Genomic DNA, 19,670 nt, shown 5'->3' with positions numbered 1-19,670 from the left:
ATGGGGATTGTGTTCTTAAGGAGTAGACGAAGAAGCGGAGGAAAAGTTCCCGGTGGCAATGAGATATTTTCGCAGGGCCAGACGGGCCCGGGCGATGCGGGATTTGACGGTCCCCTCCTCCAACCCAAGAAGCTGGGCGATCTCAGCATAGGAGAGCCCGTCCAGCTCCCGCAGGACCAACACCCGGCGGTGCTCCTCGGAGAGGGAACGCAGCCCCGCGCGGATGAGCTCCTGGACCTCCCGGCGCTCGGCGCTCTGCTCCGGAGAGAAGCGCTCGTCGGGCACATCGGCCTGGCGGCCCTCCTCTTCGTCATCCAGAGAGACTGTCATGGAGAGGCCGCTGCGCCGCTTCTCCCGGCGGAGAAAGTCGATGCACAGATTGGAGGTCAGACGGTAGAGCCAGGTGGAAAAGGAGCTCTCACCCTGGAATTTACTGAGGCCCCGCCAGGCGTTGAGGAAGGCCTCCTGGGTGAGCTCGGCCGCGTCGTCCGGGTTGCGGGTCATGCGCAGGGCCAGGTTATAGATGCGGCTCTGATTCTGTTCCACCAGAAGGGCGAAGGCAGACTCGTCGCCCTGCCGGGCCAGTCTGACCAGTTCCGCTTCCGATTGCATGGACACACGCTCCCCTCCTTTCCCGGACGGAAGGAACACGCGTCAGCGCAGGTCCCGCTTGATGCCTTCCGTGACCTTGTAGATATCCTCCATGGTGGAGATTTTGGAGATCTGTTCCTTATAATAGCCCGCATAGGGCACGCCCTTGAGATACCAGGCATAGTGCCGCCGGGCCTCCAGACAGGCCACCTTCTCCCCCTTGTGGGCGGCATTGATCTCAAACTGACGGACCGCGGTATCGCACCGCTGGGCCAGCGGGGGGAGCGGGGGGATCTCCTCCCCGGCGAGCGCGGCGGCGCACTGCTGGAGGAGCCAGGGGTTACCAAACACACCCCGGCCCACCATGGCCATGTCCGCGCCGGTGTAGCGCAGGATGCGCACGGCGGCCTCCGGCGTAAAGACGTCTCCGTTGGCGATGACAGGGACGCTGACCGCCTCCTTGACCGCCCGGATATAGTCCCAGTTGGCCTCCCCGGCGTACATCTGCTTGCGGGTGCGCCCGTGGACGGCCACCGCCGCCGCGCCGGCCTGTTCCATCATGCGGGCAAACTCCACACAGTTGATGGAGCCCTTGTCCCAGCCCAGACGGAATTTGACGGTGACGGGCCGTCCGCCCGCGCCGCGGACCACAGCCTCCAGCACCCGGGCGGCCAGCTCCGGGGTGCGCATGAGCCCTGAGCCGTCCCCGCTCTGGGCCACCTTGGGGACCGGACAGCCCATGTTGATGTCGATGATCTGGGCGCCCGAGATCTCGGCGGCCAGTCCGGCGGCCTGTTCCATGCAGGCCGGGTCGCTGCCGAAGATCTGGGCGGCGGCGGGATGCTCGATCTCCCCCAGCTTGAGCAGGGGGATGGATTTTTTGTCCTGGTAGCAGAGCGCCTTGGAGCTGACCATCTCGGTGACGGTGTAGCAGCCGCTCAGCTCCCGGCAAACCGTGCGGAAGCCCAGATCGGTGACGCCGGCCATGGGGGCCAGGACCAGTTTGGAAGGTATGGTGACGCTGCCAATGTTCAAAAGGATCCCTCTCTCAATCAAAACGATAGGTCTTTGGTGTCAGCCGCGTCACAGGGGCGGCCGACTCAATCCTTACTATCATAACATAAGGAGAAAAGGGGGGCAAGGGATGAATCCCGGGCGCGGGGGGCATACTCCTCCCAGGAGGTGATGCGGATGGACAGCGATATGCGGCCCTATCTCTGCTCGGTATGCGGATATGTCTACCAGGCCATGGCGGGAGACGCCGCCCGGGGTGTACCCCCGGGGACCGGGTTTCGCGATTTGCCGGAGGAGTGGGCCTGCCCCCGGTGCCACCAGGGGAAAGAATTGTTCGCACCGATGGAGACATAAGAGATTCAGCCCTTTGGACGGCGTTCCGATCAGGAGGAATGCCGTCCTTTTTGTGCGGATTTTTACCGATAAGCGAAAAAGAGACTGGGAAATGACCTGAAATAGCACAGGAAAAGTGGAGCGGGCAAACTTCTCTTCCCCATTCCGACGGCGTTTTTCCAAAAGCTGGGATATAATGACGGACACACGAAAGATGGCGGCAGGACCGCTGTGGACAGGGAGGAAACCGAAATGGCAGCAAAGGAGACGATCCGAACCCGGGCAGCCCGGGTCAGTGAGGAGATGCGGGAGACCGGACGCCTGGTGCTCCGTGCGCCCATTCTGGTGCGGGGCGCAGAGTGCGCCATGCGCTTCCTCCTGGGAAGCATTTTGGCGGGGGCGGGGATCTTTGGAAACTATGCGCCCTTTGGGCTGGGCATGGTGGCCGCGTCGGGCTCGGGACTGGATGGATTCTGCGCCTTGCTGGGCGCCTGCATGGGGTATCTGCTCTTCCAGGGCTTTGTGGAGGGGCTGCGCTATGCGGCGGCGGCCATACTGATCTTCTCGGTGGCCTTTGCCTTCTATGACATCGGTGCGTACCGCAAGGTGTGGTTTATGCCGGCCGCCGCCGCGCTGATGAATGGGATCACCGGGTTTATCTACCTCTCAGACCGGGGCTGGACGGCCGAGCACTTTATCTTTTTTGGGACCGAGGTACTGCTGGCGGGCGCGTCAGCCTACTTCTACCGCATCGCCTTCTCCCCCTGGACGGAGAACCGGGAGGAGGACGCCCTCACCATCCGGCAGACGGTGAGCCTGCTCATTCTGGCGGGAACGGTGCTGCTCACCCTGTCCAAGATCACACTGGGGGGAGATCTCTCCATTGGACGGCTGGCGGCCGCTCTGGCTGTGATGGTGTGCGCCTATGAGGGCGGCATCGGCGCCGGGGCCACCGTGGGGGTCAGTACCGGGATCGGGATGGATTTGGCGGCAGGAGGGTCGCCCTTTTACTCCATGGCCTATGCGCTCTCCGGGGTCATGGCAGGGGTCTTTCACCGCCAGGGGCGGCTGTGTACCGCCCTGGCCTATGTCCTCTCCAACGCCGTGGCCGTGCTCTGGACCTGGGGGAATGGAGCGCGCCTGTCGGTACTCTACGAGGTCTTTGCCGCGTCGGTGCTCTTTTTCCTCCTGCCGGAGCGGAGCCTGCGCCAGGTCCGGGCTCTGCTGGTCCGGGAGCCCCGCCGGGATACGGTGGACAAGGCCCGGGAGTATGCCAGAAAGCGCCTGGAGGGGACAGCCCGGGCCTTTCGGGAGCTCCACGATTCTCTGCGCAGCCGCTTTGACCACTCCGGCGGAAACGACGGAGATACGGCCATTATCTTTGACCGGGCCGCTAACCGGGTGTGCAAGACCTGTCCCCAGCAGATCATGTGCTGGCAGCGGTCCTATGTGGACACCTATAACGCCCTCAACGACGCCCTGCCCGCCATGCTGGAGCGGGGAAGGGGGGAGGGAAGCGACTTTCCCCTGCACTTTTCCAGCCGGTGCCAGCGGTTTGCACAGTTTCTCTCCGCGGCCAATGAGGAGCTTTCCGCTCTCTTTTACCGCCGGCAGTACCAAAACCGCCTGCGGGAGAGCCGGGGGGAGGTGTGCCGCCAGTATGCCGAGCTCTCGGCCGCCCTGGGCGCGGCGGCCAGCGAGCTCTCGGCGGAGCTCTCCCCCGATCCCCTCCGGGAGAGACGGCTGCGCCAGCATTTTACGGCAATGGGACTGGAGGCCGAGCCTGCGGTCTACTATGACGAGTCCGGACGGCTCCGGATCGAGATCGAGGGGGTAGGGCTTCAATCCCTCCGGCGGGGGGAGGCCGTCAAGCGCCTGGCTCAGCTGATGGATAAGCCCCTGCGTCTGGTGGAGGAGTGCCCGCCCCGCCATGACCGGGTGGTGCTGGCCGAGCGGGAGCCCTTTATGGCCATGGCGGGCGTGGCGGCCCGAAAAAAAGACGGGGAGACCGTGTCGGGAGACACGGGCGCCTGGTTCAAGCAGGAGGACGGGAGCCTCTTTGTGCTCCTGTGCGATGGCATGGGCTCGGGACCCTCCGCCCACCGGGAGAGCAGTGAGGCCGTGCGCCTGCTGGAGCAGTTCCTGCGGGCTGGGGTGCCGCCGGAGGAGGCCCTGCGCACCCTATCGGGGGCACTGGCCCTCCAGGGAGAGGAGACGGGGGGCTTTACCACCATTGACCTGATGCGGGTAGACCTCTTTACCGGTGCGGCGGCAGTCTACAAATACGGTGCGGCCCCCACCTATGTGAAAAAGGGAAATACCGTGCAGCGCATTACAGGCAGTACGCTGCCCGCCGGGCTCTCCCCGGTCCAGGGAGCGGCCCCCGATGTGAGCCGCTTCTCCCTGGAGCCAGGGGACTGCGTGCTGATGGTCTCTGACGGCGTGGCCGGCGGGGAGGGGGATGTGTGGCTCCGGGAGCGGCTGCGCTCCTTCCAGGGGGAGAGCCCCAAGGAGCTGGCCCGCATCCTGATCGAGGAGGGACAGCGGCGGGTGGGGAGCGGAGATGACCGCACCGCCATCCTCCTGCGTCTGGAGCGGCGGACGGAGTAGTGTGCCCACAGAAAATCCCACTTGACAGGGAAGGGACGGGTGTGGTAACTTTATTAAGTAATTAAGAAAATACTTAATAAAAGGAGATGGGGAAATGCCGTCGAAGCGAGTGGCCCGGGTGGGCCGTGGCTGTGTGGCCTGCGGAAGCTGTGTGAAGGTCTGCCCAGTGGGGGCTATCCAGGTATGGAAGGGTGTGGAGGCCCGGGTGGACGGAAACCGCTGCGTGGGCTGTGCCCGCTGTGCCGGGGAGTGTCCCGCGGTGGTCATCGACGTGAAGGCGCGGGAGGAACTGGCATGAGACAGAAGCGGCACTGGTACGACTACCTCTGGATCGTGACCCCCATCTATCTGGGGCTGGGCATGTTCAACATCCTCTTTGCCTGGCTGGGCATGATCTCTTTCAGCCTGCCCCTGCTCATCTCCATCTTTGGCGGGGGAAAGCTCTACTGCAACCGCTTCTGTGACCGGGGGCAGTTCCTCAGCCTGCTGGGCAGCCGGCTCAAGCTCTCCCGCAACCGGCCTCTGCCCCGGTGGATGAAGCATCCGGCCTTCCGCTATGGATTTTTGGTGTTTTTCCTGGCGATGTTCGCCAACATGCTCTATGTGACCTGGCTGGTATGGGCGGGAAACCGGGCGCTGGGAACCAGCATCAAGCTGCTGTGGACCTTCCGGGTGCCCTGGGCCTGGGCCTATCCGGTGGAGGTGACCCCCTGGGTGGCCCAATTTGCCTTCGGATTTTACAGCCTCATGCTCACCTCCACGCTGATCGGCCTGGTGGTGATGGCCCTCTATAAGCCCAGAGGGTGGTGCGTCTTCTGTCCTATGGGGACCATGACCCAGCTCATCTCCCGCCTGCGGGCGGGTCGTCTGGCAGAGGCTGGCTGCGGCGGAAGCTGTGCCTCCTGCACGGCCTGCACTCTCTCCCGTGGAACGGAACAGGAGGGAGAATGATGGGACTGGAGGAACACGCCCGCCAGGTAGCCGATCTGCTGCGGCTGCTGGCCAATGAAAACCGTCTTCTCCTGGTCTGTGCCCTGCTGGAGGGACCCAAGGGGGTGGGGGAGCTGGCTGCGGTGGTGCCGGGGATCACCCGGCCGGCCCTCTCCCAGCACCTTCACGCCCTGCGGGGGGCGGGACTGCTGCGGGATGAGAAGCGGGGACAGTTTGTGACCTATTCCCTGGCCGACCCCCGCCTGCGGGAGGTATTGGCCGTACTGAAACGGGAATACTGTCCCGATCCCTGAGGACCCTTTGCGTGGGGCCTATTTTGTGATAGACTATGAGGTACAGAGCGTGCCGGCCGGACTTGAGCCTTGTCGTTCAAGTCCGGCCGGTATTTTTGTCTATGATTTTTATGTTTTGTATTCATATACAGGCGAGCGCAGAGGATGACAGATATGAAGAAACTTGTGGTTGGCATATTGGCCCACGTGGACGCGGGCAAGACCACCCTCTCGGAGGGGATGCTCTACGTCAGTGGAGCGGTACGCAAACTGGGCCGGGTAGACCATCAGAACGCTTTTCTGGATACCGACGCCCTGGAGCGGCAGCGGGGCATTACCATCTTCTCCAAGCAGGCGGTCTTCACCCTGCCTACCGTGGAGGTGACCCTGCTGGACACCCCGGGCCATGTGGATTTTTCCAGCGAGATGGAGCGCACCCTCCAGGTGCTGGACTGTGCCATTCTGGTCATCAGCGGAACCGACGGGGTACAGGGCCATACCCAGACCCTGTGGAAGCTGCTGGAGCGCTACCATATCCCCACCCTGCTCTTTGTCAACAAGATGGACCTGGACGGAGCCGACCGGGCGGGCTGCCTGGCCCAGCTCCGGGAGCGGCTGCACGACGGCTGTGTGGACTTTACCCAGGAGCGGGAGGGGGAGACCCTCCAGGAGCAGGTCGCCATGTGCGAGGAGGCCACCCTGGAGCGCTATCTGGAGACCGGAACCGTGGAGGACGGGGACATCCGTCACCTGATCCGGGAGCGCAGGCTCTTTCCCTGCTGGTTTGGCTCGGCCCTCCGGCTGGAAGGGGTGGAGGCCTTCCTGGAGGGCCTGGAGCGCTATGCGCCCATCCCCGACTATCCGGCGGACTTTGGAGCCCAGGTCTATAAGATCGGCCGGGATGCCCAGGGGGGGCGTCTCACCTATCTGAAGGTCACGGGAGGCAGCCTGAAGGTCAAGGATCTGCTCTCGGGCGGAACGGGCGACGCCGGAGGAGAGGCCCCGTGGGAGGAGAAGGCGGACCAGATCCGCATCTACTCTGGAGAGCGCTTTCAGACGACCGACCGGGCCGAGGCGGGGACGGTGTGCGCCGTCACCGGGCTCACCCATACCCGGGCGGGGGAGAGTCTGGGGAGCGCCCGGCCCATGCAGCTTCCCATGCTGGAGCCGGTACTCACCTACCGGCTCAACCTGCCCGAGGGTGCCGATCCCCACACCGCCCTGCGGCGGCTGCGGGAGCTGGAGGAGGAGGACCCCCAGCTCCACATCCTCTGGAACGAATCCCTGCGGGAGATCCACCTTCAGCTCATGGGAGAGGTCCAGCTGGAGATCCTGCGCGCCATCATCGAGGAGCGGTTTGGGCTCTCGGTGACCTTTGACACGGGGAGCATCCTCTACAAAGAGACCATTGCCGCCCCGGTGGAGGGAGTGGGGCACTTTGAGCCCCTGCGCCATTACGCCGAAGTCCATCTGCTGCTGGAGCCCGGCCCCCGGGGGAGCGGCATGTGCTTTGCCACTGCGTGCAGCGAGGACATGCTGGACCGCAACTGGCAGCGTCTGGTGCTCACCCATCTGGCCGAGCGGGTCCATCTGGGGGTTTTGACCGGCTCTCCGATCACCGATATGAAGATCACCCTGGTGGCGGGCCGGTCCCATGCCAAGCACACCGAGGGAGGCGACTTCCGCCAGGCCACCTACCGGGCGGTGCGCCAGGGTCTCATGGAGGCCGAGAGCATTCTGCTGGAGCCCTGGTACGACGTGCGCCTGGAAGTGCCGGCGGCCCAGGTGGGACGGGCCATGTCAGACCTCCAGCGGAGAGGGGGAACCATGGAGCCCCCGGAGACCGTGGGAGAGTATGCCGTCCTGACCGGGCGGGCGCCGGTGGCCGGAATGCGGGACTATGCCGCCGAGGTGGCCGCCTATACCAGGGGCCAGGGCCGTCTCTTCTGCACCCTGAGCGGCTATGAGCCCTGCCACAACGCCCAGCAGGTAGTGGAGGAGATGGGCTATGACCCGGAGCGGGATGTGGAACACACCCCGGACTCTGTTTTCTGTACGCATGGTGCGGGATATGTGGTAAAATGGGATCAAGTAAAGGCCCAGATGCATGTGGAGAGCGGACTCATGCGGAGAGAGGAGGAGCCGGAGATATCCGAGAGCCAGCCCCGGCGGGAGGCGCGGTATACCGGCTCTCTTGCGGAGGATGCGGAGCTCCAGGCCATCTATGAGCGGACCTACGGAAAGGTGGAGCGGGATGCCTTCCGGCCCCAGCCCAAGGCCCCTGCCCGCACCAGCCTGGATGAGAGCCGGTATAATGTCCGCACTCAGAACCGGGGACCGGAGTATCTGCTGGTGGACGGGTACAACATCATCCACGCCTGGGACGAGCTCAAGGAGCTGGCCCGGGCGGACCTGTCTGCCGCCCGGAAAGCGCTGATGGATATTCTGAGCAACTACCAGGGCTTCCGAAAGTGTGAGGTCATCGTGGTCTTTGACGCCTACAAGGTCAAGGGGAATCCCGGCAGTGTGTCCAAGTATCACAACATTCATGTGGTGTACACGAAAGAGGCGGAGACGGCGGACAACTATATCGAAAAGGTCACCTATGAGCTGGGGCGGAAATACCGGGTCCGGGTGGCCACCTCCGACGGTGTGGAACAGCTCATCATCCTGGGACACGGAGCCCTGCGTGTCTCAGCCCGGATGTTCCGCATGGAGATCGAACAGGCGGAGGGACAGATTGCCGATCTCATCGCACAAAACAACCGAAAGAACCGGAAGCTGGATCAGCTCCAGTACCGTCTCGGTGGAGAACAGAAGGCATAGACAGGATGAGCAGAAGGCCATCCGATAGATTCAAGCCGCAAAACATCGGTATCGATTCATACCGATGTTTTGCGGCTCTTTGTTTGGAATGAAACCGAAACGCAATGAAACAATACGATACAAAATAGTTCAATGCGTTCGAAAGAGAAACGGTTTGAAACAGTGGCTGTAAAAGGGCGCTTTGTATAAACCTCCGTACCGCAGAGGAGAGCCTCTGTGATACGGGGGCAATTTTTTATCCCAATGCGTGGAAGAGATCCCCGAAGATCATGTCCCGGTGACAGTAAGTGGCGGTGCGCATCCGATGGCGTCCCCGGGGCGTATGGTCCCAGGTCAGGTCGTTGTTCAGCGTGGGGGCCTCGGTCTCCAGCGTGAGGACCCAGTTGGGATTTTTCAGGAAGGCGATGGTGGAGATATCCCAGATGACCCGGCTCCAGGCCACATACTGGGTGGGGAACTGGGAGAGATATGCGTCGCTCTGATCGGACTGTCCCTTGAGATAGCCCTGACGGTTGAGATCCATGAGCGCAATGGAGGCCTCCGGCTTCTGGAAGGCGTCCAGACAGTTCTGAGCCAGATAGCGGCCGATCTCGCTGCGCTCCCAGAGGCGGCAGCGCAGCTCGTCCTCTGTGGTGGTGAGGAGAGAGGCCACGCCCATGCAGGGAATGTGGACCAGGGGAACGCCGCTGTCCAGGACCACCTGAACGGCCCGGACATCCTGATAGAGGTTATACTCAAAGCCGTGTCCAAAGGAGAGCGGCTGTCCTCCCAGCCAGACCACCACCAGCTTGCGGGCGATCTCGGGGGCCATCAGGAGGGCGGAGGCCACGTTGGTCAGGGCGGCAATGGCGGCCACATAGAGCGGCTCCTCGCTTTCCGTAGCACGGCGGATCAAATCCCGGGCGGCGTCGCTCTCGATGGCGCCCTCCGCAGGGAGATAGCCGGGGGAGCCCCGGAAGACCCGCCCGGAGGAGTCTTCCTTCAGCAGCGAAAAGAGCTTGAGAATCTCCTGATAGCTCTGCTCCATACCGTGAGCCGGTCCGTCTGCGGCGCCGTGCAGGGCGCTGGCCAGCTTGCTCTCCTCACTTTCGCCCAGGGGAGAGGGACCGTGGGAGAAGGGCGCGGCATAGACTGCCTCCACCGAAAAGCGCTCCTTGGAGCGCAGCGCCCAGGCAATGGCGAACTGGTCATCTACCTCATTTTTGGCGTCAGTGTCAATGACCAGACGCAGCTTCCCAGTGGGAATGGTCAGTCTGGATCGGATTTCTTCTTGTGTCAGCGGCTGATACATACCATATGCTCCTTTTCAGATGGCGGAGGATTTCGACGGAACCAGTGCCGTGAGTGCGTCGTCTACCTGCTGTGCATGGGGGATGGAGGGGGCGGCGCCCGGCCGGGCGACGGCCAGAGCGGCTGCCATGCTGGCCCGGGTCAGGGCCTGAGCATGACTGAGTCCCATGCAGACCGACGCAAAGAAATAGCCGGTGAAGGTATCGCCGGCCGCCGTGCTGTCCACGGCTTCCACGGGGAAGACGGCCTGACGGAGGAGACCCTGCTCACTGGCACAGAGAGAGCCATTGTCACCCAGGGTAAGAACGACCTGCATACCCGGCCAGCGGCGGCGCAGAACCTGGCAAATGTCCTGCGGCTCCTGCTCACCGGTGAGTCCGGCGCCCTCGATCTCATTGAGAATGAGCCAGGAGACACCGCTGAGATCGGTATGCAAGAGGGCATCATCCAGCGGGGAGGGATTGAGGACCACCTGCATACCCCGCTCCCGGCCCTGGGCGATCAGATAGGGGAGGCAGGAGATCTCATTTTGCAGAAAGAGCCAGTCTCCGGGGGCAAAATGCGCCAGAACTGCGTCCACTTCCTCCCGGGAGATGGACTGGTTGGCGCCGCCGTAGAGCAGGATGCAGTTCTGTCCCAGCGGGTCCACCTGTATGATGGCGTGCCCGGTGGGCAGGATGGAGTCCTGGTGGACGAGAGAGACATCTACCCCGCTCTCAGAGAGCTCCCGCAGGAGAAAGGCGCCGTCGCTGCCGATCTTTCCCGCGTGCCACACGGGCAGACCGGCCCGGGCCAGGGCAATGCTCTGGTTGAGTCCCTTTCCGCCTCCGGCGGTCTTCATCTCCAGGGACGCCAGCGTCTCGCCCGCACGGACAAAATGGGGCACGATGTAGGAGCGGTCGATGTTGAGAGAACCGAAATTAAGTACCTTCATGCAGATGAACCTCCATGCGTTGCGGATCAAGGGAGTTGTCTTGTCCTTTCAACAGGGCTGTGGTAAAATATGTACTACTAAACAAAGATGCGGGAGGAAGTGAGAGAAATGGCGGTGACGCTGCGGGATGTGGCGCGGCTTGCGGGGGTTTCCCCCGGGGCGGTGTCTCAGGTGCTCAACGGAAAACCCCACCGGATCTCTCCCGAGACCTGCGAGCAGATCCGGCAGGCCGCGGCACAGCTGCGCTATGTCCCCAACCAGAATGCAGTGACTCTGGTGACCGGGCAGAGCCAGGCAATGGGCGTGGTGATTCCGGACATCCGGAACCTCTTTTTTGCCGAGCTGGTCAGCGGCGTGGAAGCAGTGGCGCTGGAGGCGGGGTGGAATATTGTCATCACCTCGTCCAGCGACAAAAGTGCGCTGGCCCTGGCCAATTTCCGGACGCTGGCGGCCCGGGATGTAGGGGCGATTCTTCTGGTCCCGGCCAGCGATGCGGATGAGACGCTGGCCATGGAGTACCGTCAGGCCATCCGGGATTATGGCCGCCCTGTGGTCCAGGTGGACCGGATCATCCCGGATCTTGGCGTGAGTCTGACCGCCATCCACCAGAGGCGGGGGGCCAAACTGGCCATGGAGCACCTGCTGGATCTGGGACACCGCCGGGTGGCCTGCGTATTGGGCCCCACCAATACCTGTGCGCCCCGGCTGAGCGGGGTGCAGGAGGCCTGCGCCCAGCGGGGGATCGCTCTGCGGGAGCGAGATCTCTACCCGGGGGCCTATACGATGGAGAGCGGGTATGCCGTGGCCGACGCCATTTTGGAGGGGGACTACACGGCGGTATTCTGTTTCAACGATATGATGGCCTATGGATTTTACAAGCGGTGTCGGGAGCGGGGAATCTCCATCCCTCACGATCTGTCTGTCATGGGCTTCGACGGAGTGCTTTTCTCCGACTATCTGGAGAAACCCCTCAGCACGGTGTGGCAGCCTGCCCGTCAGCTGGGTGTGGAGGCCGCCCGGCAGGCCTTCCGGGAACTGGAGTGTCCGGAAGAGGCGGGGAAGTGTACTCTGCTGGAGCCGCAGCTCCAAATCCGGGAGAGCACTGCGCCGCCGGCGGCCGGAGCCGTCTGTCAGGAAACATAAACGGGCATCCGTCTCAGGGACGGATGCCCGTTTTTTCTGTGGTCATCCGACCGGCTTGGCCGCAGGCTGGTTCTGTGCTTTCCGACGTTTATGATTGCTTCTGCGGTACTGCCGTACCGAGAAGAGGATCAGGCCCACCAGGGTGACACAGTAGGGGATGGTGCGTACCAAATCGGCCGGCCAGCCCAGCACGCCGGCGGCGTTGGAGAAGGCATCGGCCGCGCCGAAGAGGAGCGAGGTAAGGGCGGTACCGATGGGGTGGGAGCAGCCCATGGCCTCGGCGGCGATGGCAATCCATCCACGGCCGGCCACCATGTCCCGGGAGAACCAGGAGACATAGCCCATGGACATGAAGGCGCCGCCCAGGCTGGCCAGGAAACCGGAGATGAGCAGGGCAACGGCCTGCACCCGCATGACATGGATACCCACCGACTCGGCGGCATGGGCATCCTCACCCACCGCGCGGAGGTGGAAGCCCAGAGGGGTGCGCTTGAGCAGGATGTACACGGCGATGACCGAGAGAAAGGCCAGATAGGTCAGGATATTGTGTCCGGAGAGGATCTCACCCACCACCGGGATCTGGTCCAGGAGCGGGATCTTTACCTGGGGCAGAACGCCGCTGGGTACCGAGGCGGAGGTGCCCTTGTCATGGCAGAAGAGATACAGGGCGAACACGGTGCCGCCGGAGGCAAGGGAGTTGATGGCAATGCCGCCCAGAATCACATTGGTGCGGTAGTACAGGGTGAAAAAGGCCAGAATACCGGCGCACAGCAGACCGGAGAGAATGGCACACAGCAGGCCAATCCACGCGCTGGAGGAGAGCGCGGAGGTCATCATACCCACAAAGGCGGCGATGAGCATAATGCCTTCCAGGGCAATGTTGGGAATGCCTGCGGTGTTGGCCACCACCATGCCCATGGCCGCAAAGACGATGGGCGTGGTCACACGCAGGATGGAATAGAAGAAACTGGGTGTGAGAATCACATTAAGCAGCGCGTCCATGCTTGACCCCCTTTTCAATCCACTTCTGACGATAGGTATGGAGGAACCGCTCGGCGGAGACCAGGAGAATGATCAGCGCCTGAAGGATGGAGACCATCTCAGTGGGCACGTCGGAGAGTCGGGCCACCATGTCGGCGCCCACCCGGAGATAGGCCACGAACAGGGCCGAGAGCACCACGCCCAGGGGGTGGTTTCCGCCCATCATGGCGATCATGGCTCCGTCAAATCCGTAGCCGGGCAGAGCGGTCCACTCAAAGCGCTGGTGCAGGCCGATGGTCTCCACTGCGCCGCCCATGCCGGCCAGCACGCCCGAGACCAGGTGGGCCATGATGATCACTTTGGCGGTGTTGATGCCCGAATAGCGGGCAAAGTCCCGGTTGATACCGGTCATACGGATCTCATAGCCCCACTTGGTGCGGTAGAGGAAGAGATAGGTGAGGAGCACGCAGGCCAGGGCGATGATCAGGCCAAAATGGATCCGGGTGCCGGGGACGATCTTGGGAAGAAGGGCGGTCTCGGCAAACTTATAGGAGATCTGGTTGCCGGTCTCCGGGTCCCGCATGAAGTTGGTGAGGATCCACAGTCCGACGCCCAACAGAATGTTGTTGAGCATGAGGGAGGTCACCAGCTCGCTGGCATTGAATTTGGCCCGGAGTACGCCGGGAATGGCCATTACGGCCGCGCCGATCACGCCGCCCAGAATCACGATGACCAGAGGATGGATCCCGGCGGGCATGGAGTAGAAAATGGCCACCAGGGAGACCACGGCGCCCGAGATGTAGTAGATGCCCTCGGCGCCCAGGTTGAAGAGGCTGGCCTGGAACACCACCGCCATGGCAAGGCCCGAGAAGATGAGGGGGATGGCGGCCTCTACGATGTTGCCCAGGTGACGCTTGGAGTCAAAGGGTCCCACGGTGAAGATCCGGATAGCCTCCAGAGGGGTATCGCTGATGAGGAAAATGATCACATAGGCCGCCGCCAGCGCGATGAGCAGGGAGACGGCGGTGCGGAGCAGTTGGAAGCTTCGTTCCCGGTTCATTTTGTCACCTCCTGGATGCGTTCCGGGGCGTGCCGCTGGAGCCCCAGCATGCACAGGCCCAATTCTTCTTCGGTCACGGCGGAGACATCGGGGAAATAGGCCACGATCCGTCCGTCATACAGGACCACCACCGCGTCAGAGAGCTTCATGACTTCGGCCAGGTCCGCCGAGATGAGCAGGACGGCGCTTCCGCTGTCCCGGAGGGAGAGGATCTTCTGGTGGATGATACGGGCCGCGCCGATGTCCACGCCGCGGGTGGGCTGTTCGGCGATGAGCACGCTGGGCTGACCGCTGCACTCCCGGGCCACGACCACCTTCTGCATATTGCCCCCGGAGAGCATGGAGATCTTGGAGGCACCGCTGCCGCACTTGATCTCGTAGTCGGCAATGCTCTGACGGGTAAAGGCGTCGATCTGCTCATTGGAGAGCAGGCCCGCAGGGCCGGAGACCGGGGCGCGGTAATAGGAACAGGAGATCAGATTCTCCCGGATGGAGGCTCCGGCCGCCGCACCCTGGCGCAGCCGGTCCTCGGGAATGTAGCCGAGGCCGCCCTCCCGCAGGGCACGCACCTTCTGGCGGGAGATGTCCATGCCGTTGATCTCCACACGGCCCTGCTCCAGCTCCCGGGCGCGGGTGAGCAGCTCCACCAGCTCCACCTGGCCGTTGCCCTGGACGCCGGCCACACCCAGCACCGTGCCCGCATGGACGGCAAAGCTGACGTCGTCCAGAACGGGGACCTGGGCGCCGCCGTAGTAGGAGAGGTGCTCGGCCCGGATCAGGACCTCGCCGGGAGTACAAGGGGCCTTTTCCAGCTCCCCGCCGCCCTCCCAGCCCACGATCTTGGCGGAGAGCTCTTCCTCGGTCAGCTCATCGGTGTCATAGACGCCCACGCTGCGGCCGTTGCGCATGACTGTGACCCGGTTGGAGATGGCCTTGACCTCCCGCAGCTTGTGGGAGATGAAGATGATGGTGTGTCCCAGGTCCTTGAGCACGTTGAGCTCGGCAAAGAGCTGGTCGGTCTCCTGGGGGGTAAGCACGGCGGTGGGCTCGTCCAGAATCAGGATACGGGCGCCGCGGGCCAGCGCCTTGAGGATCTCCACCTTCTGCTTGATGCCCACCGGGAGAGTGCCCACCACGGCGGTGGGGTCGATATCAAAGTGATATTTTTCACCCAGCTCCCGGGCAAAGTCGTTGACCTTAGCCGAGTCCACAAAGAGCCCCTTTTTGGGCTCGATGCCGAGAGCGATGTTCTGGGCCACGGTGAAGGAGTTGACCAGCATGAAATGCTGATGGACCATGCCGATGCCATGAGAAATGGCATCCTCCGAGGAGTTCATCTCCAGAGGGGCTCCCTCCAGGGTGATGGTGCCGGAGGAGGGCTTCTCCATCCCGAAGAGGATCTTCATCAGCGTGGTTTTACCAGCGCCGTTTTCGCCCACCAGCGCATGGATCTCACCGCGCTTGAGGTTAAAGTTTACATCCTCGTTGGCGACAATGCCGTTGCCGTAGATCTTGGATATATGCTCCATGTTCAATACATACTCTTCCTGCACGGGAACACCTCCTGTTTGGTAAGGCCGCCGCCTGCTCCGGCGGGAACAGGCGGCGGGAAAAGGATCCGGTCTGGAATGGGGAGGATCAGGGCTTGGCAGCCTGACGGATCTGCTCCACTTCCTCGGTGGACATGCCCACGGTATCCAGCGGGGTCACCTCGCCGGAGATGACCTTCTGCCACTCGGCGTCCACATAGTCGCGGCTCTCCTGGGAGAGGAGCTTCTCATAGAATTCGTTCTTGGCGATGGTCACGCCGTTCTCCTTCAGGCCCAGCATCTCGTTGGTGCCCCAGGGAATCTCACCATTCAGGAAACGCTCCACCGCGTCGCAGGTGTACTGGGGGATGTTCTTGATGGAGGAGGTGATGATGAGGCTGGCGGCCTCGGGATCGCTGTCCTTGAGGCTCATAGCCTGGTCGGTATCCACGCCGATGGCAAAGCGGGGCTCGCCCTTGGCAGTGAACTCCTTGGCGGCGTCAAACACGCCCAGGCCGGAGGCGCCGGCGGCGGTGTAGATGATCTGGGTATCCTGGTACATGATCAGGGCATTTTCCTTGGCCTTGCTGGGATCAGTAAAGCTGCCGACGTAGGAATAGGCCACCTTGATGTCGGGGTTGACGTGCTGGGCACCATCGATGTAGCCGATGAGGAACTCGTTGATGCCGGGGATGTCCAGACCGCCCACAAAGCCGATCTGGTTGACGCCCAGCTCCTCGGCCTTCTTGGCGGCGACCATGCCGGAGAGGAAGCTCATCTCGCCCATCTTGGCCAGCATGGCATACACGTTGTCGGGCACATCGGTCATCGTGGCGTCCACGTTGATGAAGAGCTGCTCGGGGAACTCCTCGGCCACCTGGATCAGAGTGTCGTTGACAGAGTCGGACACGGTGAGGATCAGGTCGTAGGAGCCATCTTCACAGTAGTCCACGAAGGTGGGGTACCACTTGGTCTGGTCGGTGCCCATCTCCACGGTCTTGACCTGGGCGCCCAGCTCGCTCTGGATCAGGTCCATGGCGGAGTTGGTGGCGTCAAAGAAGGACTTGTCGCCTAGCAGGCCGGGGACCAGCAGAACGAGGTTCAGAGACTCACCGTTCTTGGGGGTGTAGGAGCCGGTCTGAGCGGTGGGAGCGGGGGTAGCGGAGCTGGTGCCGCCGGTCTGAGCGGGATCGCGGGTGCTGCACGCAGCCAGGCCCAGACCCATGGTGACAGCCAGAGTGAGGGCGATGAGAGACTTCCATACTTTCATGATGTACCTCCAGATTCTTCCTTTGTTTTTATGAACAGCGGCGGTAAGCCGCTGCGGCATATGAGAGAAGCTCAGCGCTTCATCAGCGCGACAGTACGCCGGGCCAGGTCCGAGATGGACGCCTCAGGATACCCATGCACACCGGTCTGGAGCCGGTCCGCCAGCGGCTCGATCCACTGGGCGGGGAGCGCCTTGGCGCCCAGCAGAACGCCCAGGACGGAACCGGCCGTAGCGGCGTTGCAGTCGGTGTCAAAACCGCACTCCACCGCCAGGCCAATGGTGCGGGTGAAGTCACACTCGCCCCAGAGCAGGGCCATGGCGACCAGCATGGCGTTGGGGATCACGTGGCACCAGTCAAAGGAATCGGTCTCATCCCAGGCCTGATGGACCCGCTCCACAGCCTCTTCGGCGGACAGGCCGTCGGCGTGCCACTGGAGAACCTCCTCCACGGCGGCGGTCAGGCGGGAGTGCGCGGGGATCTGGCCCAGGCCCTGCCGGAGGATAGCGGCGGGGGTGCCGCCTCCAAAGGCAGCGGCCGACATGGCGGCGGCAAACATGGCGCCATAGATACCGTTTTTGGTGTGGGAAATACGAGCATCCCGCCAGGCCATATCTGCGGCGGTCTCGGGATCACAGGGATTGACCCAGCCATACAGATCGGTGCGGATCTGTGCGCCAATCCACTCCCGGTAGGGGTTGCGGAGGGAAGCAGAGGCGGGCGGGGGGACCAGATTGGCCAGATTGCGGTAGGCCACCCGCTCGGCAGAGCAGGTAAGCAGGAAGGGAAGGCTGGTCAGCCAGCCCACCGCCACATCCTCTGAGGTGAAGTCCCGGCCTACCCGCTCCAGGATTTTCAGGGAAAAGACGGTGTAGTTGGTGTCATCGTCCTCCCGCATACAGTCGATCAGATTGATCCAGTTTTTGTGGAGGGCGTCATAGGGACCGGGGCCGTCGGTCACATCCCAGCGCTTGCGCACCTCCTCCGGCAGATCGGAGGAGAGATAGCGGGCAATGGGATAATTGTTTGTCTCCTTCAGCAGACCCTGGATCCGGGCGCGGGTCCAGCTCTCCACCGGCTGGCCCAGCAGACAGCCGGCACAGCGGCCCAGCCATCCGCCCAGCACCCGGTCCTCCACATCCCCGGAGAGGGTCAGAGGGGGGCTCTGGGGACGCAGCGCCCGGATGGCATCCAGATCATCCGGCTCCCGGGCGGCCTGGGCGGGATCGACCGGCAGCTGAGCAATTGCATCATACAGTTTCCAGGCAGCTTGTTCCCGGCTGCCCCCGGAGGGAAGGTTCTGGATCTGCTGTTGCAGTTCCTGCGGAATGGTCCGTCCTTCCTGCTGAGCCTGGCGCAGCTCCCAGGCGATATCATCTGCGGCACGCAGCCACAGGTCCTGCTCGAGCATGTTCATCCTCCTTGTCGGCTGTACAGATAGGGGAGAAAATCAGAGAAATCACAATTTAGAGTTGTGAAATTTAACTGATAAAGCGTTTTATCAATCAGATTATATAGAGAAAAAAGCGCTGTGTCAATTATTGTTGTAAAAAAAGACATACTTTTTTCAAATGGAAAGAAGGGCCGCAGAGGGAGCGGTGTGTGTAGAGACGGAAAGATTGGGGACAAATCGGCAGAAGAAGAGCGCGAAAATGGTGAAATGGAGGAGAAAGAAAACGGAAACTCTATATTACAAAAATTAGACATTGTTTTTGTGCAATTACAACTAAAGTTGAAATTAAAAAAAGAGTACTTGCGCAATTTGACAAAAAGAGATATACTGTGTTCATCAAGTGAAACGTATAACTAAACAAGACCACCGAAACGATACCGTTATGAAGGCGGGAGGGGAGCCAAATAGCAACCATCAAAGATATTGCGCTCCATGCGGGGGTAAGCGTCTGTACCGTATCCCGCTATCTGAACAACAAGATCAATGTCCGGCCGGAGACCCAGGAGCGGCTGGAGCGGGCCATTCAGGAACTTGGCTATGTGCCCAATGTGGTGGCGCAGTCCCTCAAACGGAGCAGTACCGACAATATTGCGGTGATTTTACCGCGGATCAATACCTCCTACTATTCCGACATGACCAGCGGTATCAGCTGGGAGCTTGCCAAGCACGGCTACCATCTCTTCATCTATGAGATGGAGAACCTGCACAAGCCGGAGCTGGAAGTCCTCCAGATGATGCGGGAGAACATGGTGGCAGGGGTCATCTCCATTGGGATGTCCGATGACATGATGTTCCGGGATTCCCTAGTGTATTTGGTGGAGTGGGGAATCCCTGTGGTGTATGTAAACCGCCTGATCCCGTACCAGGGGTACCCGCTGCTCTATCCCGATTTCATGCGGGTGGGGGAGCTGGCCGCCAACCACCTGATCGAGCGGGGTAAGCGCCGCCTGGCCCTTTTGCAAAAGCCCTCGGGGGAGGACCTGGTGGTACACCATGCCGAGACCTTCCGGAAAGCTGTGCAGGCCCATGGCCTGGAGCCTCCTGCCATTTTGGAGACGGCCCCCGGCCTGGTCACCTCGCCGGAGTGTCTGGCCCGCCTGACCGGGGGAGAGATCGACGGGGTCTTTGTCCTCAACGAGCTGATGGCGGCCGGCCTCATCAAATGTCTCACCCAGCAGGGGATACGGATTCCGGAGGACATTGCAGTCCTGGGATTTGGTAATTCTCTTGTTGGAGAGATTACAGCGCCGGAGCTCTCCTGTGTGGACCTGCAAAACTATGAATTGGGCGTCCATGGCGCCCGGCTAATCCTCCGGCAGATCCAGGGGCTTCCCATCGAGCCGGTCACCATGCTGGAACCTTCTATCGTACAGCGCAAATCAACGTAGCAGCACAAAAGACGGACTAAAGTTCGT

General features: G+C 62.2%; 18 protein-coding genes and 1 pseudogene. 10 read left to right on the top strand and 9 right to left on the bottom strand.

What is annotated here, in order from left to right; translation table 11 throughout:
* Positions 1 to 15 precede the first annotated feature (15 nt).
* On the bottom strand, positions 16 to 612 hold the full coding sequence (locus tag H8S34_RS03555; RefSeq protein WP_101692656.1) for an RNA polymerase sigma factor: 597 nt from the start codon (positions 610 to 612) through the stop codon (positions 16 to 18).
* A 42-nt stretch (positions 613 to 654) separates the two neighbouring features.
* Complete coding sequence (dusB, locus tag H8S34_RS03550; protein ID WP_101692257.1) at positions 655 to 1,626, bottom strand: tRNA dihydrouridine synthase DusB; 972 nt, start codon at positions 1,624 to 1,626, stop codon at positions 655 to 657.
* Between the two features lie 156 nt (positions 1,627 to 1,782).
* Here dusB and H8S34_RS03545 point away from each other — a divergent pair, with 156 nt between their 5' ends.
* From H8S34_RS03545 to H8S34_RS03520, 6 genes are all read left to right on the top strand, one after another.
* Positions 1,783 to 1,959: a rubredoxin gene (locus H8S34_RS03545; RefSeq protein WP_408004138.1), complete on the top strand. Its 177-nt coding sequence runs from the start codon at positions 1,783 to 1,785 to the stop codon at positions 1,957 to 1,959.
* A gap of 231 nt (positions 1,960 to 2,190) precedes the next feature.
* Positions 2,191 to 4,548, top strand: coding sequence for a SpoIIE family protein phosphatase (locus H8S34_RS03540; protein ID WP_186963062.1), 2,358 nt, complete (start codon positions 2,191 to 2,193; stop codon positions 4,546 to 4,548).
* A gap of 94 nt (positions 4,549 to 4,642) precedes the next feature.
* On the top strand, positions 4,643 to 4,846 hold the full coding sequence (locus tag H8S34_RS03535; RefSeq protein WP_101692255.1) for a 4Fe-4S dicluster domain-containing protein: 204 nt from the start codon (positions 4,643 to 4,645) through the stop codon (positions 4,844 to 4,846).
* Positions 4,843 to 5,499, top strand: a complete 657-nt coding sequence (locus H8S34_RS03530) for a 4Fe-4S binding protein (RefSeq protein ID WP_186963061.1) — start codon at positions 4,843 to 4,845, stop codon at positions 5,497 to 5,499. Before H8S34_RS03535 ends, H8S34_RS03530 begins: the two co-directional genes overlap by 4 nt.
* The gene (locus tag H8S34_RS03525) at positions 5,499 to 5,792 is read left to right on the top strand and encodes an ArsR/SmtB family transcription factor (RefSeq protein ID WP_235964128.1); all 294 of its coding nucleotides are present in this window, start codon (positions 5,499 to 5,501) and stop codon (positions 5,790 to 5,792) included. Before H8S34_RS03530 ends, H8S34_RS03525 begins: the two co-directional genes overlap by 1 nt.
* Positions 5,793 to 5,945: 153 nt before the next feature.
* Positions 5,946 to 8,597 carry a translation factor GTPase family protein gene (locus H8S34_RS03520; protein ID WP_101692253.1) on the top strand — a complete coding sequence of 884 codons (2,652 nt, stop codon included), beginning with the start codon at positions 5,946 to 5,948 and terminating at the stop codon, positions 8,595 to 8,597.
* 235 nt (positions 8,598 to 8,832) lie between these two features.
* Here the strand turns inward: H8S34_RS03520 and H8S34_RS03515 are convergent, their stop codons facing one another.
* Complete coding sequence (locus H8S34_RS03515) at positions 8,833 to 9,888, bottom strand: nucleoside hydrolase (RefSeq protein ID WP_186963060.1); 1,056 nt, start codon at positions 9,886 to 9,888, stop codon at positions 8,833 to 8,835.
* 15 nt (positions 9,889 to 9,903) lie between these two features.
* Entirely contained in the window at positions 9,904 to 10,821 is a 918-nt protein-coding gene (locus H8S34_RS03510; RefSeq protein WP_186963059.1) for a ribokinase, read from the bottom strand.
* 108 nt (positions 10,822 to 10,929) lie between these two features.
* On the opposite strand from H8S34_RS03510, the gene H8S34_RS03505 reads away from it, so the two are divergent.
* Positions 10,930 to 11,964 (top strand): LacI family DNA-binding transcriptional regulator, encoded by a 1,035-nt coding sequence (locus tag H8S34_RS03505; RefSeq protein WP_180956801.1) that lies wholly within the window; start codon positions 10,930 to 10,932, stop codon positions 11,962 to 11,964.
* A gap of 42 nt (positions 11,965 to 12,006) precedes the next feature.
* Here H8S34_RS03505 and H8S34_RS03500 read toward each other — a convergent pair whose 3' ends face one another.
* The 5 genes from H8S34_RS03500 to H8S34_RS03480 form a co-directional block, all read right to left on the bottom strand.
* Positions 12,007 to 12,966 carry an ABC transporter permease gene (locus H8S34_RS03500; protein ID WP_101692249.1) on the bottom strand — a complete coding sequence of 320 codons (960 nt, stop codon included), beginning with the start codon at positions 12,964 to 12,966 and terminating at the stop codon, positions 12,007 to 12,009.
* A complete protein-coding gene (locus H8S34_RS03495) occupies positions 12,950 to 14,005 on the bottom strand; it encodes an ABC transporter permease (protein ID WP_101692248.1) in 1,056 nt (351 codons plus the stop codon). The genes H8S34_RS03500 and H8S34_RS03495 overlap by 17 nt, the downstream gene beginning before the upstream one ends.
* The gene (locus H8S34_RS03490; protein WP_346727979.1) at positions 14,002 to 15,558 is read right to left on the bottom strand and encodes an ABC transporter ATP-binding protein; all 1,557 of its coding nucleotides are present in this window, start codon (positions 15,556 to 15,558) and stop codon (positions 14,002 to 14,004) included. Before H8S34_RS03490 ends, H8S34_RS03495 begins: the two co-directional genes overlap by 4 nt.
* 85 nt (positions 15,559 to 15,643) lie before the next feature.
* The gene (locus H8S34_RS03485; RefSeq protein WP_186963058.1) at positions 15,644 to 16,804 is read right to left on the bottom strand and encodes a BMP family ABC transporter substrate-binding protein; all 1,161 of its coding nucleotides are present in this window, start codon (positions 16,802 to 16,804) and stop codon (positions 15,644 to 15,646) included.
* A 71-nt stretch (positions 16,805 to 16,875) separates the two neighbouring features.
* Complete coding sequence (locus H8S34_RS03480) at positions 16,876 to 18,213, bottom strand: ADP-ribosylglycohydrolase family protein (RefSeq protein WP_186963057.1); 1,338 nt, start codon at positions 18,211 to 18,213, stop codon at positions 16,876 to 16,878.
* 120 nt (positions 18,214 to 18,333) lie between these two features.
* Here H8S34_RS03480 and H8S34_RS03475 point away from each other — a divergent pair, with 120 nt between their 5' ends.
* From H8S34_RS03475 to H8S34_RS03465, 3 genes and pseudogenes are all read left to right on the top strand, one after another.
* Positions 18,334 to 18,612 (top strand): hypothetical protein, encoded by a 279-nt coding sequence (locus H8S34_RS03475; RefSeq protein WP_145996842.1) that lies wholly within the window; start codon positions 18,334 to 18,336, stop codon positions 18,610 to 18,612.
* 47 nt (positions 18,613 to 18,659) lie between these two features.
* Positions 18,660 to 18,791: pseudogene (locus tag H8S34_RS15420) on the top strand (LacI family DNA-binding transcriptional regulator); the annotation flags it as partial.
* 3 nt (positions 18,792 to 18,794) lie between these two features.
* Positions 18,795 to 19,643 carry a LacI family DNA-binding transcriptional regulator gene (locus H8S34_RS03465; RefSeq protein ID WP_186963056.1) on the top strand — a complete coding sequence of 283 codons (849 nt, stop codon included), beginning with the start codon at positions 18,795 to 18,797 and terminating at the stop codon, positions 19,641 to 19,643.
* Positions 19,644 to 19,670 lie beyond the last annotated feature (27 nt).

This window comes from Pseudoflavonifractor hominis, assembly GCF_014288125.1.
GTDB classification, from domain to species: Bacteria; Bacillota; Clostridia; order Oscillospirales; family Oscillospiraceae; genus Pseudoflavonifractor_A; species Pseudoflavonifractor_A gallinarum.
Note: the sequence above shows the minus strand (reverse complement) of the source record. Positions and strands in the feature narration are given on the sequence as shown.